This is a genomic window from Serratia microhaemolytica, from assembly GCF_004011885.1.
Taxonomy (GTDB): Bacteria; Pseudomonadota; Gammaproteobacteria; order Enterobacterales; family Enterobacteriaceae; genus Serratia_G; species Serratia_G microhaemolytica.
Genome location: NZ_SBEF01000022.1, coordinates 1 through 18,565, shown reverse-complemented (window position 1 = coordinate 18,565; position 18,565 = coordinate 1). Strand labels below are relative to the sequence as shown.

At 49.9% G+C, this 18,565-nt stretch carries 14 protein-coding genes; all 14 read left to right on the top strand.

All coding sequences use genetic code 11. The features are described from left to right. Positions 1–4 precede the first annotated feature (4 nt). On the top strand, positions 5–445 hold the full coding sequence (gene tssE / locus EOJ37_RS08795) for a type VI secretion system baseplate subunit TssE (RefSeq protein WP_127959560.1): 441 nt from the start codon (positions 5–7) through the stop codon (positions 443–445). Further along, entirely contained in the window at positions 445–2,289 is a 1,845-nt protein-coding gene (gene tssF, locus EOJ37_RS08790; protein WP_127959559.1) for a type VI secretion system baseplate subunit TssF, read from the top strand. The genes tssE and tssF overlap by 1 nt, the downstream gene beginning before the upstream one ends. Continuing rightward, the gene (tssG, locus tag EOJ37_RS08785) at positions 2,253–3,305 is read left to right on the top strand and encodes a type VI secretion system baseplate subunit TssG (RefSeq protein ID WP_127959558.1); all 1,053 of its coding nucleotides are present in this window, start codon (positions 2,253–2,255) and stop codon (positions 3,303–3,305) included. Before tssF ends, tssG begins: the two co-directional genes overlap by 37 nt. A gap of 18 nt (positions 3,306–3,323) precedes the next feature. After that, a complete protein-coding gene (tagH, locus tag EOJ37_RS08780) occupies positions 3,324–4,631 on the top strand; it encodes a type VI secretion system-associated FHA domain protein TagH (protein ID WP_127959557.1) in 1,308 nt (435 codons plus the stop codon). Continuing rightward, complete coding sequence (tssJ, locus tag EOJ37_RS08775) at positions 4,628–5,170, top strand: type VI secretion system lipoprotein TssJ (protein ID WP_127959556.1); 543 nt, start codon at positions 4,628–4,630, stop codon at positions 5,168–5,170. The genes tagH and tssJ overlap by 4 nt, the downstream gene beginning before the upstream one ends. A 2-nt stretch (positions 5,171–5,172) precedes the next feature. Further along, positions 5,173–6,522, top strand: a complete 1,350-nt coding sequence (gene tssK, locus EOJ37_RS08770; protein ID WP_127959555.1) for a type VI secretion system baseplate subunit TssK — start codon at positions 5,173–5,175, stop codon at positions 6,520–6,522. After that, positions 6,519–7,286, top strand: coding sequence for a type IVB secretion system protein IcmH/DotU (gene icmH / locus EOJ37_RS08765; protein WP_127959554.1), 768 nt, complete (start codon positions 6,519–6,521; stop codon positions 7,284–7,286). Before tssK ends, icmH begins: the two co-directional genes overlap by 4 nt. A gap of 9 nt (positions 7,287–7,295) precedes the next feature. Continuing rightward, complete coding sequence (gene tssH / locus EOJ37_RS08760) at positions 7,296–10,022, top strand: type VI secretion system ATPase TssH (RefSeq protein WP_127959553.1); 2,727 nt, start codon at positions 7,296–7,298, stop codon at positions 10,020–10,022. After that, positions 10,019–10,819, top strand: a complete 801-nt coding sequence (locus EOJ37_RS08755; RefSeq protein ID WP_127959552.1) for a Fis family transcriptional regulator — start codon at positions 10,019–10,021, stop codon at positions 10,817–10,819. The genes tssH and EOJ37_RS08755 overlap by 4 nt, the downstream gene beginning before the upstream one ends. Then, positions 10,816–11,502, top strand: a complete 687-nt coding sequence (vasI, locus tag EOJ37_RS08750; protein ID WP_127959551.1) for a type VI secretion system-associated protein VasI — start codon at positions 10,816–10,818, stop codon at positions 11,500–11,502. Before EOJ37_RS08755 ends, vasI begins: the two co-directional genes overlap by 4 nt. Before the next feature lie 5 nt (positions 11,503–11,507). Further along, a complete protein-coding gene (gene tssA / locus EOJ37_RS08745) occupies positions 11,508–12,905 on the top strand; it encodes a type VI secretion system protein TssA (protein WP_127959550.1) in 1,398 nt (465 codons plus the stop codon). A 31-nt stretch (positions 12,906–12,936) separates the two neighbouring features. Further along, on the top strand, positions 12,937–16,458 hold the full coding sequence (gene tssM, locus EOJ37_RS08740; protein ID WP_127959549.1) for a type VI secretion system membrane subunit TssM: 3,522 nt from the start codon (positions 12,937–12,939) through the stop codon (positions 16,456–16,458). 129 nt (positions 16,459–16,587) lie between these two features. Further along, positions 16,588–18,018, top strand: a complete 1,431-nt coding sequence (locus tag EOJ37_RS08735) for a type VI secretion system ImpA family N-terminal domain-containing protein (RefSeq protein ID WP_127959548.1) — start codon at positions 16,588–16,590, stop codon at positions 18,016–18,018. A 411-nt stretch (positions 18,019–18,429) separates the two neighbouring features. After that, positions 18,430–18,565: IS66 family insertion sequence element accessory protein TnpA (gene tnpA, locus EOJ37_RS15060; RefSeq protein WP_420820621.1), on the top strand; the 136-nt coding region annotated here is incomplete at its 3' end.

The following is an 18,565-nucleotide window of genomic DNA, read 5'->3' as shown; positions in this document are numbered from 1 at the left end:
AGAGATGGCTGCACTTCTCACCTGGAGAAGAGGGAGTTCTGCCAGCCTGTTTGAGCGCATTCAGGAGAAGGAGCGACGCTCCTCTCCTGATAGCCGAGTGCAGGAGTTGTTGATTTCGGTTAAACGACATCTAAATAAGGTACTCAATACTCGCCCCGGTGCTTGTGAATCGACGGTGGATTTAGGGGTAACCGATTTCAACGATGCAACGGCCACGACGACCGACTTCAGGAAAAGTATTGAAGAGGCGATCAAGCTCTGCATTGAAGAGTATGAACCTCGAGTTGCTGACGTTACGGTGGAATCGATATTAGATAATGATGATCCACTGTTACTTGGTTTTCGTATCAATGCCTACATCAATTTTGGCGATGAAGGGGAGTTGGTTGAGTTCAATATTCACTTGGATAACAACCGCCGTTACTATCTTAACCAGGAAGCATAATGTCATTTGAAAAGTATTTCCGGGATGAACTGGATTACCTCCGACAATTGGGGCGTGATGCAGCAAGCGAACGGCCACATCTAATTTCTTTTTTATCAGAGAAGGGTTCTGATCCGGATGTTGAACGTCTGTTGGAGGGATTTGCTTTTCTGACTGGCAATCTGCGCGAAAAGATAGATGATCACTTCCCGGAACTGACGCATGGCCTGCTGAATATGCTATGGCCAAACTACCTGCGCCCCGTTCCCAGCATGACCGTGATCGAATATACCGTTAATGACAGTGTGATCACCGAGGCGACGCTGGTAAAACGCGGCGTTGAGGTAAAAAGTATTCCGCTTATCCGCCCGAAAGAGCGTGAGGAGTACAAAGATGACAAGAATTACGTTGATCCACAATGTACCTTTACCTTGTGTCGTGATCTCTGGCTGTTTCCCATGGTTATCCGTGACATTTCGGTAAACAACAGCAACAAACAGGGGATACTGACCGTTGACTTTCGCGCCAAAGCGCAATTGAACCTGTCTGAATTACAGCTTGGCAAACTGCGCTTTTACCTGGGTGAAGACAGTTACACCAGTACCCAGCTCTACTTCTGGATCTGTCACTATTTTGAGCAGGCTGAACTGATTGTTAACGACATCACGATCCCAATGCCGGAATTTGACTTTGTTCCTGTCGGCTTTGAGCGTGACGATGCGCTGCTGCCTTATCCGAAAAACGCGTATGTCGGCTACCGTATTTTGCAGGAGTATTTCTGTTTTCAGGAAGGCTTCCTGTTTTTTGATGTCACCGGTATTGGCGACCTACCTGCCGAGTTAAATACCAGTGAGTTCTCGCTGCGTCTATATTTTTCTCAGCCGTTACCCTCAGAGGTAAAAATACGCTCAACCACGCTAAGGCTAAACTGTACACCCGCCGTCAATCTGTTCCAGCATGATAGCGAAGCGATTGTCGTAGATGGTACACGCACTGAGTATCCACTCTCTGCCAGTTATCAGTTCCCTTATCGCTATGATATTTTCTCGGTTGATCGTGTTATCAGTTGGCTTGATGACGAAGATGAGGAACCGCAAACCAAGAAAAAGAGCATACTCGGACGTGGGCGAGGGGAGGTCAGATCCTACCCGGCGTTTGAAAGCTTTCATCACCAGATTGAACAGGCACAAGAGGAACCAACGCTCTATTATCGCCTGCGGGTAAAAAACTCACTGTTTCGCAAAGGATTTGAGCACTATCTCTCATTTGTTCGCAGTGATGAATCAAAAGTGGCACTGACCGAAGAGAATGTTTCTGTCTCTTTAACCTGTACTAACCGAGAGTTACCACTGTCATTGAGTGTTGGCGACATCAGTCACCCCACTTCAGAGAGCCCGGCATTTGCCACATTTAGCAATATCACTCGGCCTTCAGTACCACTCTATCCGGTATTGGACGGTACACTGCATTGGTCGCTGCTTTCAAACATGTCATTGAACTACATGTCATTGCTGGATAAAGATGCATTAAAGCAGATTATTCATACCTACGACTTTCCCAGTATTTATAACCGGCAGTCGGCGCGTGCCTCGCAAAGAAGACTGGATGCCATTCAGCGTGTTGAAACTAAGCCAATTGACAGGTTATTCCGTGGTCTACCCGTCAGGGGGCTACAAACCACGCTTTGGTTGGAGCAGAGCGCCTTCAGCTCTGAAGGTGAATTGTATCTGTTCAGCACCGTATTGGCGCACTTCTTTTCTCTATACGCCAGTGTGAATGCATTTCATCTACTCAAAGTTGTTAATCTTGATAATCAGGAATGTTACGAATGGCCGGTACAGACAGGACAACATGCGTTGATGTAAGGCGCGTTACAGGTGCGCCGAAGCAGCAGATGCTGGATATTTCGCGGTTCAGCTTTTATCAATTAGTTGAACTGCTTAATAAAATGGCGCACAAGCGGCAGAGCATTACCAATGCCACAGTTCCGTCTGAAGAAACAATTCGCTTTAAATCGAGTGCAAGCTTGGCCTTCCCCACGCGCGATGTGATTGGGGTAAAAGTTTCCGAGCGTGAACAATTTGAACTGGAAGTCTCTTTTCTTGGCCTGCATGGTAGCCAGTCACCATTGCCAGGTTACTACTTGGACTCGTTAGCCTGGGAAGAGGCACAAAATGAAGACCGGTTAACTGATTTTCTTAATGTATTTAACCACCGATTACTGGTGTTGTTGCATCAGATTTGGCGCAAATACCGTTACTACATCTGTTTCGAACATGGCGGCAATGATGCCTTTTCGCAACGGATGTATGCCTTAGTAGGTTTAGGCAGCGAGGTAGTACGTAAAAACCTGCAGATCAATCATGGCAAAATGTTGGCCTATGCGGGTTTACTGGCCAGCCCAGGACGCTCGCCAGAAGTGATCTGCAGTCTTATTTCACACTGCTTCAACCTATCTGAAGTCTCACTGCACAATTGGCAGTACCGCAGAGTGAAAATTATTCCCGAACAGCAAAACCGTTTGGGCAGCAGAGTTCGTTTGCGGGGCAAAAGATACCAAAAAAAATCGGTGTTAGGCGTTAATTTCACGCTTGGCGAACGGGTTGATGATTGCAGTGGAAAGTTTTTGCTCTGCCTTGACAATCTGACACGCGAGCAATTTTTATCATTTTTACCTAACGGTGCCAACTATGCACCACTGGTGATGTTTGTTGCCTTTACCATGCGTGATCAGTTTGCCTGGGATCTACGCCTGGGTTTGGCAGCAAAGCAAGTTGGCGGAATGGTGCTAGGGCAGCGAGAGAACAGCCTATTAGGTTGGACCAGTTTTATCGGTGAACCGGCAGAACGCCCCTACGTCACTATTCGTGTTATGGAATAAGCATCGGGAACAGAGATCATGGATAAACAACAATCAGCATTGTCACTGCGAGTCATAAACAGCGAGAAGCTCGCAAGTGGGAAACAAGCCAGCAGCCTATTTGATACCCAAGGTGGTGTGGTAGGTAGTGACGACAGCCACCATTGGTCGATTCAGGATCAGCACGGCAAGATCAGCCCTTCTCAATTCGCGGTTGAATGGCGTGATGGTGCATTTTGTCTACGGGTATTAAATGGTCAAGTGTCGATCAATCAATCTACCCTCACAGTACGATCCGGCTCGGTGCGCATTCAGCAGGGTGATGAAATCACCTTGGGTGAATTACGTATCAAAAGTCACATCGGGCGTGCCGGATCCGATATGAGTGATCCACTGCTGGTTTCGCCAGAATCATTGGTATCGAGCTACAGCAATCCGCTTGAATCGATGATCGACACTGCTGCGGTGAAAACACGTAGCTATGCACCACAGTATGGTCAACAGGCAGAAACCGTTGCTAACAGCTTTAGCAATGACCCATTACGCGTACTGGAAACAGAAAGCCTCACCACGCGCGATCCATTTGCCAGCGCATCAGGGCTTGAACAAGCATTGCAACAGGATCGTTACAGCAACCCGCTGTTCTCTTCGCCATTCTCTGATGACGGTCAGGGGCGCATTATGGATCAGGAATTTATGGAACTGCCACAAATCAGCTCGCTGCTTTCCGGTCATCATCAGGCAGGGCATGACGATATTTCGCAACGTCATGTTGCTATTACCCCTCTGATGCGAGGGCTGGGAGCGCAACTGCCACTGGTGAATAGCCAGGAAGCCAACGATTTTCTTGAAGAGATCGGCAAAACACTAAAAGCGGCGATTGTTGGCCTACTGGCACTACAACGTAGCCAAAATGGCTTAAGAGATAAGCACCTGCGCCCAATCGAGGATAATCCACTGCGGTTAAATATGGATTATGACACCACGCTCAGATTGCTATTTGCTGATCAAAAAAGCCCAGTTCACCTCTCGGCGCCAGCCTCTGTTGCTGAAAGCCTGCACAATTTGCGCTTGCACTATCAGGCTAACCAACAAGCGATCACCAAAGCGCTCGACACCATGCTGGACGCATTCTCGCCGGACCGCTTAATGACACGCTTTACACAGTATCTGCGTAGCCATGATCGCCAAGAGCGAGATCCAGCCTGGGCGTGGGAAATGTACAAAAACTATTACCAGGAACTCTCTTCCAGCAGACAGCAGGGTTTCGAGAAGCTGTTTGGTGAAGTGTATGAGCAGGCATACGACCAAGCATTGCGGCAAGGCATGAAGGATAGTGAGCAATGAGAACGGGTAAAAACATCCTGTTGATCTCTGCCATCTGCTCGGTGTTTCTGTTGTCTGGTTGTGGTGCCTGGGAGGCGACCAAGAAGGTCGGTAAAGTGATCATGGACCCAAGCACCAAAGTGGGGGGAGATGCTGAACAACCTTCAACAATTCAAATGACATTGCTGACTGAGCCGGACATCAACCCGAACGAGAAGGGCGAAGCCTCGCCCACCTCGATTGCAGTGGTCTACCTGAAAGAGGACTCCAAGTTACTGGCCGCAGATTATGACCAACTGAGCAGCGATGCATTAGAGAAGACGCTGGGCAAAAATTACATTGATCATCAAGAATACACCCTGTTACCTGACCAATATAAACCGCTATCCAGCGTGAAACTGGAAGAGAAAGCGCGTTATTTGGGCGTCGTCGCCTACTATGCCGACGCCAATCGCAGCGAGTGGAAAAAGATAATCAAAATTAATGGGGTAGGCCACAACTACCATGTGCTTGTCCATGTAAGATCAAATGAAATTGACTTAAGGAAAGAGGAGGAATAACTATGTCTATAAAAAATAGAGTAATTTGGCACGAAGGCTTATTCACCAGAGCACAACATTTCCAACAGCAACAAAAACACAATGATTATCAACTACATCGCCGCATCAGTTCGCTACAGGGCTATAGCTATGGCTTTAGTAGCCTGCTGATAAACCAGGATCTATTGAAACTAGGGCGAATCGGGTTGAGTGCAGCCAGTGGCTGTATGCCTGATGGCACAGTATTTGATATTCCCCATCAAGATTACTCACCAAAACCGCTAGATGTGGTTAAGTTCAGTGATGCCAACAGCCGTAATATCTTCCTGGCGTTGCCAGTGCAAAATGATGGTATTAATGAAATCACCAGTGAACGTGCCCAGAGTGCCACCTCAGTACGTTATCGGGAAAATTTACAAGATGTTTTTGATGTACACACTCAAGGCGGTGACTCTTGCCAACTCTTACTGGCACAGTTAACCCCACGACTGATGCAAGGTTCAGACGATCTCAGTGCCTACACAACCTTACCACTGTGCCGCATCAAAGAGAAAACGCCTGACGGCGCGCTGGTACTGGATGATGACTTTATCCCAACCTGCATGACAACCACCGCATCCACGGTATTAAAAAACTTTATTGATGAAGCGCAACATACACTGATCGAACGTTCTGACGTACTGGCAAACCGTATCGGTTCACCTGGCCAGCAAGGTATTGCTGATGTGGCTGAATTTATGATGCTACAAGTGTTTAACCGCATACAGCCACTGTTCAGCCATCTGGCAGAACAGTCGATTATTCACCCAGAAGATTTTTATCGTCTGTTGATCCAGGCTTGTGGTGAACTACGCACCTTCACTGATGGTTCACGCCTTGCCGGCACTTTCCCCAAATATCAGCACAACAACCTGACCGACACCTTCCAGCCGGTGTTGTCAATTATGCGCCGTGCGTTGAGCACCGTATTGACACCACGCGCAGTATCGTTGCCGCTACAACCACATGCCAATGGTGTCCGTGTTGCTACTGTTAACGATCGTGAACTGCTACGCAGTGCTGAATTTGTACTGGCAGTTTCGGCGCAGATCCCACAAGAACAGTTGCGCAAACAGTTTAGCCAGCAAACCAAAATCACCACACTGGATCGGATCCGTGATCTGGTCAGTGTACAGTTACCAGGTGTAACACTGGTTTCGCTCTCAGCGGCACCACGCCAATTGCCTTACCATTCAGGCTATGTCTATTTTGGGCTTGATCTGAAATCCGCAGCATGGAAAGAAATCCAACAGGGCAACTCAATCGCCATCCACGTTTCTGGCGAATTCCCTGAACTCGACATGCAATTCTGGGCCATCAGGAGTAGTACATGAGTGTTGATGCCGCAACCGACAATGCCCTGTTTCTGAAACCAGAGAACAACCTGGCACAGAGGCAGTATCAGTTACCGCTACGCGGCGAGAGCCTCAACCCGATGGTGGATGCGGCTACTCCGCTGCTTGGCATGGTGCTACGGCTAAAAGACATGGAAAATCAACCGTTACCACCCCACCTTTATCAGCAGGTGGTGGCGGACATCCGCGCTATCGAGCAGTTTTTACAAACCAAAGGTTATGAACCTGGTGCGATCGTCTCATTCCGCTACGTCCTATGCACCTTTATTGATGAAACCGCCCTTGGTTATGGCTGGAACACCCAGAACGACTGGTTACAGCAATCACTGCTGGTGCATTTTCACAATGAAACCTGGGGTGGAGAAAAAGTATTCGTACTACTGGAACGATTACTGGGTGAGGCTAAACGCTACCAGGATTTACTGGAGTTTATCTATCTCTGCTTCTGCCTCGGCTACCGTGGTCGTTATAAAGTGACGATGCAATACAATGATGATTTTGAAAAATTATTCCGTCGTCTGCATCAACAGTTGCAACAGTTACGTGGTGAGGTTCCTGCGACAACACTGCACCGGACGCAAAGCCAGTCAGTACAGCCTTACAAGTTAACTAACCGCATTACAATCAAGAAAATTTTGTTGGGTAGTGCCAGTTTGTTGGTAGTGATTTATCTGTTCTACTTCTTCCAACTGCACACTCAGACCCAGGACATCCTAAAACAACTAAACAATTTATTGAGCTAGGAAGCAGAAATGATCCAGATTGACTTACCCACATTGGTAAACCGCCTAAACCCGATTGCACGTCATGCACTGGAAGCGGCGGCCGCACACTGCGTCAATGTTCAAGAGGCAGAAATCACCGTCTCACAAGTATTGATGCAAATGATTTCAACACCATTAAGCGATGTTCGCCTGATTTTAAATCAAGCAGCCATCGACAGTGATGCCTTAAAAGGACAACTTGATCAGCGTATTGCCAGCTATTCCACAGTAACGCAGGCCTACCCCAGTTTTTCACCCTTGCTGGTAGAGTGGTTGCAGGATAGCTGGTTATTAGCATCAACAGAAATGTCGCACAGTCAGCTACGCAGTGGCGTAATGCTACTAACGCTACTGATGAGCCCAATGCGCTACCTAACACCGACTGCCTGCAAACTGTTGTCACCGATCAACCGCGAATTGTTGCGGCAAAACTTTAACAGTTGGACAACTGATTCAGCCGAAGTCCCCATCAGTGAAAAAAACAATGGAACCGCCGGAAAAACCGATGTTGTCGACGGTGATAGCCTGCTCAACCGTTATGCCAGTAACATGACCGAACAAGCACGCAAAGGCGAGCTGGATCCGGTGTTATGCCGTGACGAAGAGATCGACCTGATGATCGACATTCTCTGCCGTCGGCGCAAAAACAACCCGATTGTGGTGGGTGAAGCCGGGGTAGGTAAAAGTGCGCTGATTGAAGGGCTGGCACTGCGCATCATCGAAGACCAAGTACCCGACAAACTGAAAAACAGCGAGCTGATGACACTGGATCTTGGTGCATTACAAGCCGGTGCAGCAGTCAAAGGCGAATTTGAAAAGCGCTTTAAGGGCATCATGGCTGAAATCGCCCAATCAGATCGCCCAATCATCCTATTCATTGATGAAGCACACACCCTGATCGGTGCTGGCAATCAGCAAGGTGGGTTGGATATCTCAAACTTACTGAAACCCGCCTTAGCACGAGGTGAACTGAAAACCATCGCAGCGACCACCTGGGCGGAATATAAAAAGTATTTTGAGAAAGATGCCGCCCTCTCACGCCGTTTCCAACTGGTAAAAGTCTCAGAACCGAGTGCCGAAGAGGCGACCGTGATCCTGCGCGGGTTGCGCGTTATTTATGAACAGGCGCATGGCGTACTGATCGACGATGAAGCACTGCAAGCCGCATCAGTGCTCAGTGATCGTTACCTCTCAGGCCGCCAATTACCAGACAAAGCGATTGACGTACTCGATACCGCCGCAGCACGCGTAGCGATTAACTTAACTGCACCACCGCGCCAAGTATCCGCCTTGAAAACAGCGCTGCATCAACAGGCGATGGAAATCGAACTGTTACAACGCGAACAGCGGCTCAGCCTTGGCCAACCCGATGAGCGCTTAGTGTTATTACAGCAGCAGCGCGAAGCGATTGAACAGCAGTTGAATGCATTAATGGAAGGCTGGCAAACGCAACAGCAGCGTGTGCAGCAGATCATTGCACTCAGAGCCGAAATCTTGGCACCAACAGCAGACGTGACTGCTGAACAGCAGGCTGAACTGGCAACCCTGAGTGCAGAACTGGCACAACTGCAACAGCAGCAAACGCTGGTCTCACCTCATGTTAACAAGCAACAGATCGCTGCTGTCATCGCTGAGTGGACTGGCGTACCATTAAATCGGTTATCGCAAAGTGAACTCTCAGTAGTCACTGAGCTACCCAGCTTCCTTGGCCAACAAATCAAAGGGCAGGATGTGGCAATCCACTGCCTGCACCAACACCTATTGACCGCACGTGCAGATCTACGTCGCCCTGGTCGCCCAATGGGCGCCTTCCTGCTGGTAGGCCCGAGCGGGGTAGGTAAAACTGAAACGGTGCTACAGATTGCCGAGTTGCTATATGGTGGCCGCCAGTACCTAACCACCATTAACATGTCAGAGTTTCAGGAAAAACACACTGTCTCACGCCTGATTGGTTCACCACCTGGCTACGTCGGTTATGGTGAAGGCGGAGTATTAACTGAAGCGATCCGACAAAAACCGTATTCCGTGGTTCTGCTGGATGAAGTAGAAAAAGCGCATCCTGATGTGCTCAATTTGTTCTATCAAGCTTTCGACAAAGGCGAGTTAGCCGACGGAGAAGGGCGCATTATTGACTGCAAAAATGTGGTGTTCTTCCTCACCTCCAACCTTGGTTACCAAACCATTGTTGACCACAGTGAACAACCGGAATTGCTCAACGAATTGCTTTACCCAGAGCTGGCAGCCTTCTTCAAACCAGCCTTACTGGCGAGAATGGAAGTGGTTCCCTACCTGCCGCTGGGTAAAGAGACGCTGAAAACCATTATTGAAAGCAAACTGGCGCGTTTGGAGAACGTACTGCGCCAACGCTTCAATGCTGAAGTGGTGATTGAAGCGACCGTGATTGAAGAGATCCTGCAACGCACCACACGCGCAGAGAATGGCGCGCGAATGCTGGAGTCGATCATTGATGGTGCCTTACTACCGCCACTTTCGCTGCTGTTATTGCAAAAAATGGCTGCCGGCGCACAGATCAGCCAAATTTGTCTCAGTGTGGAAGCCAACCAGTTCACTGCCCAGGTAACAGAAGAAGGGACAGCAGATGCTGAGTGCATGCAACAGGTGTCAACCTCAACCGAAAACAGCGATGTTCAACCAGACATCACGACAAGTGAAACCACGGAAGAAACCACTGAAGAGGTAGAGGAGGTGTCATGAGACAACGACTAAAGAGTGTTCTGGCACTGCTGGAACATGAGTCGATTGAACAGCTGATCCGTTTCTTCCTTAATGTTAACCACCACCGTCAGCGCTTTAGTGCGCTGATGGTAGCGATGTTCAATCCTAGCGAAAGTCGTCTTGATTGTTATCGCCAAACAGTAGGGGAGGATCTACAGGTTCCGCCCTATCTGGATGTTGATATCGATGATATCAATCATCCGCTGGTGCAAGTGTTACGCAACGGCTCCGCTGAAGTGTGGGACACACTCAACCAAGGCGTGCGTATTGAACATGCGGGTTTTCGTGGTTTTATTCAGCAACTCCCTGCTGAGTGTGGTCTCTATGCACTGCCCGTGTTTGACTTTCTTGGCCGAGCCTGTGGCGTCATCGCGGTGTTTGCTGAGAATATTGCACGCTTTGCCGACACGCGCGGCATGTTTGCTATCTACTGCCAGGTTTTTCAACATCGGTTGAATAAACTGCAAGAGATCGAACAACTGCGCGCACAACTGCGGCAAATTCGTGAAGTGTTCAAAGCACAACAGCAGCGTGAGAAGGAACTGGATTCTCTACTGCAATCACTGAGCTGTTCGGCCGGTCAAAGCCTGCCTGGTATCTCACGTGACTACAGCAAAATTGATGATCTGGCTGAAGCGGTTGAAGCATTTGAATGTGCGGTACTCAGACAGCGCCAACGCATGTATGGCAACGACAACAAGCGTATTGCTGACAGCTTAGGCATTGCCCCGCGCACACTGTTATACAAATTAACAAAGTATAGGGATCAGTTATGAGTGTGTGGTTACTGCTCACATCGCTGTTGCTGCAAAGTGCTTATGATGTGGCATCACTAATGACTCCATCGACCGTAGCGCCAACTGCAGCAGCCTCGGCGGAACATGAGGGACTACAGAAAAAATTGGCGGTCGTAATGCGTTGCCGTAGTGAGACATCACCCCTGGTCAGGCTGGATTGCTATGACCAGGCACTGTCGTTGAAACCAGAAGCACGGTTAGCCCCCGTACTGGCGGGGGTAGCCTGGCAACGAGCAATGGCACAGGAAAAAACGCGCGTCGATCACTCAACTGCGTTTTTGACTACTGAAAGCGAAGGCCCTCATCCACAGGTGGTGATCACCACCCCAGCACTGGGCGTTGCGCCACCAAGGCCGGTGCTGATGTTTAGTTGCATCGACAACATCACCCGCCTGCAAGTTGCGTTAGTCGAGCCACAGAAAGAGAGTTCAGTCTGGCTGATCACTGACAATGATCGTTTTGACGGACAGTGGTTCCTCCGTGAAAACGGCTATGTCCTGGAAGCCAGCCGTGGTTTAGATGCAATCGACAATATCAAACAGTTAATGAATGCCAATACCCTCACTATCGAAGGCAAAAATGGCGGTTTTTCTCGCCTGACTTTTACGCTTGCGCAACTTCCGCAAGCATTGAAACCGCTGCGTAGCGCTTGTCACTGGTGAAAACAATGGAAACAACAACACAACATCCCTGGCATCAGCTACTGCTTACCCCTCTGACGGCTGAGCAGATCGCACAGTCATTGGTAGATGATGATCCTGACTGGGAAGCTATCGACAGCCAAATGGTGAAAATCGGCTCTCTGGCGCATTCAACGCTGGATATTGAAGCGCTACAGCAACAGACGTTGAAGCTACTGGCAGAAAAGAGCAAAGATTTTCGTTTGGTGGTACACCTGCTGCGCACATTACAACATGCCGGACAACCGGATGAAGTCATGCTGGCCATCACGCTGCTCACCGACTATATCAAGCACTTCTGGCACAGTGCTGCACCGCAGGATTTACGCCACAAACGGCGCTTTGCCCAGCAGATACTGAAGCGCTTTGACACGGCTAGCGAGCACTTTACTCAACGTGCAACGGTACTACAGCGCGAAACAGTACAAACACTACTGAAACAGTTGGCCGAGCAGTGGGGCGATGAAGAGGCGACACTGGCCAAAACAGCACTGGAGTTATGCAGCAGTTATGCCCGTGCCCCAAAACCAAAAGCACAGCGCCCTGTAGAAATAGCAGAGAGCAGCGACACGACCAGCAGCCAGGCTCCAAGCTTGACGCTGGACAACAGCAACGACAAAGCGTGGCGTAAAACGGTACTGAAGATGGCAGACTTGCTGTGTGAATATCAGCCACATGCAGCGATTGGTTTCCGCTTACGCCGCCATATCGTCTGGGGCAACATCACCACAGCACCAATGGCGCAGAGTGATGGGCGCACACCGCTGGCGGCAGTACCGGCTGATCGTATCGCTGATTATCAAGGCCGCCTGCCGAATGCCGATCAACTGTTATGGCAGCAGGTAGAGCAAAGCCTGACCTTAGCCCCTTACTGGCTGGATGGGCATGTGCTCTCAGCACAGATTGCACTGAAATTAGGTTATAGCGAGGTGGCGAGCGTACTGTGTGACGAACTGAACAGCTTCCTGGCACGCATTCCACTCTTAGCTGACCTGTCGTTTTCAGATCACACGCCTTTTCTTGCTGCTGAATCAGCCGCCTGGCTTACGCAATACTCAGCCAGTCAACGCGCTATCGCCTCGGGAAGTGCTAGTGGTGGCGTAGAGCAAGAGAACCTGTGGCAATGTTTAGAACAACAAGGGTTGACGGCAGCCTTACAGCAATTAGAAGCACAGGCTCCGCAAACCGGCGAAACAGCCGAACCAAGAGCGCACTTCTATCACCAGTTACTCAGTGCTCAATTGCTGGAAAAAGCGGGGTTAACCACCTTAGCTGCACAGCAGTATCAACACTTATGGCAGATAGGACAGCAATTGCAGCTCACTCAATGGGAGCCTGCACTAATGACGTTACTGGCAGAAAAACAGCGGCAGCTAACAGCATGAATGCCAGCGAATGTAACAGGAGTATCACTGAATGAAATTGCCCTCGTTTTCTTTTTTGCGTCTGACAAAACCGGCACTGCCACGGCTAAAAGCCTCATTGCCGGTTTTGCTGGTGATCATGGCCTGCCTAGCACTGGGTTGGGTATGGATATATGGCCCTGAATGGCAATGGCGCAAAATGCAGCCATTTGAACCGCTGCTGAGTCGCTGGCTGGTCACTGCACTATTTATCTTGGTTGCCGTCTGCTGGATAAGTATCAAACTGGTACGACGACTACAACAACTGGAGCACTTACAACTACAGGCACAAACACAGATTAACGATCCAGTACTGGTTGATATCGAACAACAACAGGTTTACCTCAACGCTTGGCAACAGCAACTTCAGCGTCATTTAGGGGTGCCAAAATTTGTTTATCATCTGCCGTGGTATCTGGTACTGGGCGCCTCAGGAAGTGGCAAAAGCACGCTGATTAAAGAAAGTTGCAAACTGGTCGATATTGTTGGTCCAGAGATGCTCAGCATTGAGGGAGCTTCTCCACTGCGTGTCCGTTGCTGGCTAGGAGAGCAAGCGGTGCTTTTTGATCCCTCGGGTGAACTGATCGAACAGCCAGCAGTCAGCAGTGAAGGCAAAACAGCGCTAAATGGCCGCTTATGGCAGGCACTGCTCGACTGGTTACTCACTCACAGAACCCGGCAACCGCTTAATGGCCTGATCCTGACCGTTGATCTGCCACAACTGCTGACCGCCAACAAAGCACAGCGCGAGCACTACATTTCCAGCCTGCATCAACGCCTGATGGATGTACGCCTGAGCTTACATAGCCAGTTGCCACTCTATGTGGTGTTCACCAAACTTGACCTACTGTACGGTTTTGAAGCGATGTATCAAAGCCTGGACAAAGCACAGCGCGACGAAGTTTTGGGCGTTACGCTGACACCGGAAGAGGAGCACAACTGGCAAGGCGTAGTGACACAATTCTGGCAACAGTGGCTGGCACAGCTCAATGGCGCGATGCTGGACATGATGCTCAACCAGGTTGATGCTGGACAACGCAGCCAACTGTTCAGCTTTACTCGCCAGATGCAAGGGATGCGTGACAGCGTAGTCATGTTACTGGAAGGATTACTGGCCGGAGACCAACCCGGGCAATTACTGCTGCGTGGAGTTTACCTCACCTCGGCGCAACAGCGTGGGCAGATGGATGATCTGTTTACCCAATCGGCGGCAGCACAATACCATCTGGCACCGCAAGCCTTCCCCACATGGCCTGTTGCTGACAGCACGCCTTATTTTAGTCGGGCACTGTTTGATCGGGTGCTGCTCGCTGAACCCAATCTGGCCAGTGAAAACGCACGTTGGCTACGCCGCACACGTCGTCGCTTAGCACTGTGTGCCTCTCTGGGTGCAATCGTTGTCTCAGCAAGTTGGGTGGGCTGGCACTACTACTACCAGATCAACTACCGTGCTGGACAGGAAGTATTGGCACAGGCGAAACTGTTCCTCTCCATCCCTGTACCTAAAACGCAAGACCCGTATGGCAACCTACAGCTTCCGCTGCTGAACCCGATCCGCGATGCGACACTGGCCTACGGTAACTACCATGAAAAACCAACATTTTTCGCGGACATGGGGCTGTATCAAGGCAACCATATCGGCCCGTATGTCGAGAGCACCTACCTGCAACTGCTACAACGCCGTTTTGTCCCTGCGTTAATGAGCGGACTACTGACACGCCTCAATGCGGCACCGAAAGGCAGCGAAGAAAAGCTGGAGATCCTGCGCGTGATGCGGATGCTCGATGATGGCGGTGGGCGTAATATCCCACTGGTACGCCACTACATGAGCCAACGCTGGAGTGCCGAATTTACTGGCCAGCGAGAACTACAGCAGCGCTTAATGAGTCATCTGGAATATGCGTTAAAACACACTGATTGGGCAGCAAAACGTCGCCAAGGCGATGTCATCGCCATCAGCAGTTTTGAACCCTACCATACCCCAATCCAGTTGGCACAGCAGGAACTGAGCAAACTGCTGCCGTACCAGCGGGTTTATCAAAACCTGCGTCTGAAAGCACAAGAGTCACTACCGCCGGGGCTGAATATGCGTGATGTGGTTGGTGCCAGCTTCGATGGTGTATTTGTCGCCAGCAACCCACAGTGGCTGCAAATCCCGCAGTTTTTAACGCGCAAAGGACTGCAAGAGTACTTTGTTAAACAGAACGAACAGTTGATCGACCTGACTGCGGTAGACAGTTGGGTTCTCAACCTGTCGAAAAACATCGAATACAGCGAAGCAGACCGCCGTGAGATCCAGCGTCAGGTCACGGAACTCTATCTTGGCGACTATATTGCGATGTGGCGTACCGCACTCAGTAACCTCTCAGTACGTGAATTTGCCGATCTGCCACAGGCAATCAGCACGCTGGAACAGGTGACCAGTGGTGAACAGCCATTCCGCTGGGCGTTACAGTCGCTCAATGACAATACCCGTCCGCCATTACTGCCGGATGGGTTGGCTGGCAAAGGATCAGAAAAACCGGATCACCTACTGTTAACCCGCATACATCGCGAATTTGCACCAGAAACCAGTGTATTGGTGGAAAACAGCGAAAAAGAGAGCGTGCTGCAAAGTGTGTATCAAAAACTGACCCAACTGCACCGCTACCTGTCAGCGATCCAAAACTCACCGACACCGGGCAAAGCAGCGATGAAAGCAGTGCAACTGCGTTTGGATCAGAACAGCAGTGACCCAATTTTTGAAGTACAGCAATTGGCGAAAGGGCTACCGGAGCCATTGAATCGCTGGGTAGGCGGCCTGGCAGAACAAGCCTGGCGTGTGGTGATGCGTGAAGCACTGCGCTCGCTGGAAGTTGAGTGGAATAACACCGTAGTCAAACAGTACCGCACCTATCTGGCAGGGCGCTATCCGTTCAATCCAAACTCCAAACAGGATGTGCCGTTGAGTGAGTTTGAACGTTTCTTTGCGCCAAAAGGTACCTTGGACAGCTTCTATCAGCAGCATCTGAAGCCGTTTGTTGAGAACAATCTGGCTACTGGTCAGCAAGATCAACTGCTGATCCGCCCAGATGTATTGCGGCAATTGGCCCATGCACAGAAGATCCGCAATACCTTCTTCACTGCGCAAAATGGCCTCGGTGCTCAGTTCTCCATGGAACCAGTAACGCTAAGCGGTAACAAGCGGCGCAGCGTACTAAACCTAGATGGACAACTGATTGACTACGCGCATGGTCGTAGCCATAAAGTCAACCTGATTTGGCCTAACTCAATGCGTTCAGTCGTGGAAAGCAAATTAACACTGGTACCGAATGAGAGCGGCAAATCACCACGTTCAATCGAGTTTAGTGGCCCGTGGGCACAGCTACGCTTGGTCAATGCCGGTGAATTGACTAACGTGCGGCCAAATGTGTTTGATGTGCGCTTCAAGGTGGCTGATGGTGAAATGACCTACCGTATCCATGTTGATGAATCCGATAACCCGTTTGCCGGAGGGCTATTTAGTCAGTTCACACTGTCAGATACCCTGTATTAAAGTGGACATTGTCGAGGGGTGGCTGGCAACCACTCGGTGCTGCCTAACCACCTGATTTAATCTAACCCGTTGTGTGGCCGCCGCGCAGTTGGCGGCCATAACACCTTCACTGTCAAGGATGTATCATTTATGGCTAACAACCAACAGACGCCACCAGGATTGCCACCATTGTCAGTCGGGGGCGATCCGCGTAACGTGGCGGAATTTGGCGCGCTACGCAATGAGATCAACAAAATCAACCATCCTGCTCGGCCGGAGGTCGATTGGCCGCAGATCACTGAGCTGGCCGCCAACCTGTTTGAACATCATGGTGTCGATCTGCAAACCGCAGTCTATTACACCGTAGCACGTAGCCACACCGGTGGATTGAAGGGTTTTACTGAAGGGGTGGAGCTATTAGCAACACTGATCGCTGATCACTGGTCAGCCATGTGGCCGGCACCGGCAACAGCGCGGCTCGATATTCTCGACTGGTTCAACGGTCGGGTTGGCAGTTGTGTACGGCAATATCCGTTTGATAGCGCGACTATTCCTCTGGCGAAGCGAGCCGAGCAGGCACTACGCCGCATCTGCGACACGCTACAGCAAGCCGCACTGCCGCGTGCTTCACGGATAGAAAATCTGCTCTATTTCATGCAAGAGACAATAAAACAGCTTGAAGCACCAGAACCGGAACCGGCACCAGCGCCGAAACCGGTTGCCAAACCAAAGCCGACTCCACCGCCACCACCTGAACCACTGGTGATAGAGAAGATCGTTGAAGTGGAAAAGGTAGTCGAAAAGATAGTGGAAGTCGAAAAACTGGTGGAAGTGGAAAAAATCGTTGAAGTTGAGAAAGTCGTCACGGTTGAAAAAATTGTCGAAGTAGAAAAACTGGTTGAGGTGGAGAAACCCATTGAGGTGGAAAAACTGGTGCCCGCGCCCGGCATGTTATTGCGCGGTGCTGCTACTGGGATATTGCTCTGCTTGCTAGTAGCTGCAATCGCCTATTTCAGCTACATCCAACCCATGGCGCAACAGTTGGCCTCATTGCGCCAAAACATGCCAAGCTCGGTGCAACTCTGGCAACAGCAACCTGAGTTGGCAGAATATGGTGCACAACTTGATAAACTGGCGAGTCTTACCCCATTAGCCACCCTGCAGTGGGGGGATAGCATCGTTGCTCAGGCTCGGCAAAAATGGCCAACGTCACCAGTCCAAATGCTGCATAGCCTACGTTGGGAACAGTTATTGGCGGACTGGCGCGAGCAGCTACCCATACTTGACAGCTATTCGCGAGTAAAACATCAGTTGTGGCGGCTGTCTAGAAAATTAAGATCTCAGGAACAGAGCATTGAGATTGATAATGAAGTTACCACTGCCGATGTGATAACAGCGCTAGAGAAGATGGAGCGTGATCTGACAAGTGGGCAACCACTGGATGCCCTGTTATGGCAACTGAGTGAATCGATTGCACAAAAACAAGCGCCATCACCGCAATTGATCAGCCAGATCAACACACGCTGGTTGGCATTGTTGAGTCAATACCATGAGTTAATGTTACGGGCAGAAAAGTATTGATCATCGCTGATTAAACAGCGCAAGTGTTGAGTGAATCGAAGGTCAGATCTCACTCAACATGATCAACTGAGGCAGCATCACCATCACCAATCAATAGCTGCCGATGATTTTTACCGATACTGACAAACGCATCTCTCTTAATCTCATCAACCCAAAAGCACCATCTGATCTGTCAGCGATGGTAAAAATTCATCGGTTGTATTTTATGATTTCCACTTTGTCAGCGATAAATACGTTCTAAGATTAGTTGATGTCAACTCACGGATTACCGAGAGCCACAGGGTTAAGCCTACCCTAGGGAAAAATGCTCTGTGGCCTAGCCCAATGTAAACATCCGGCCATCTCACCTTGTCAGCCTCGTTGGTCACGATCATTATTCTCGCCATCACATCCTCTGCTTGAGAATAAACCATGCCATATACCAAACAGCAAAAACAGCAGCATCTTGATAACTGGCGAAACAGCGGACTCTCCCAATCCGCTTACTGTCGCGAAAATAATCTGAAGTTAGCCACCTTCCATTACTGGAAAATTCAGGCGGATAAAT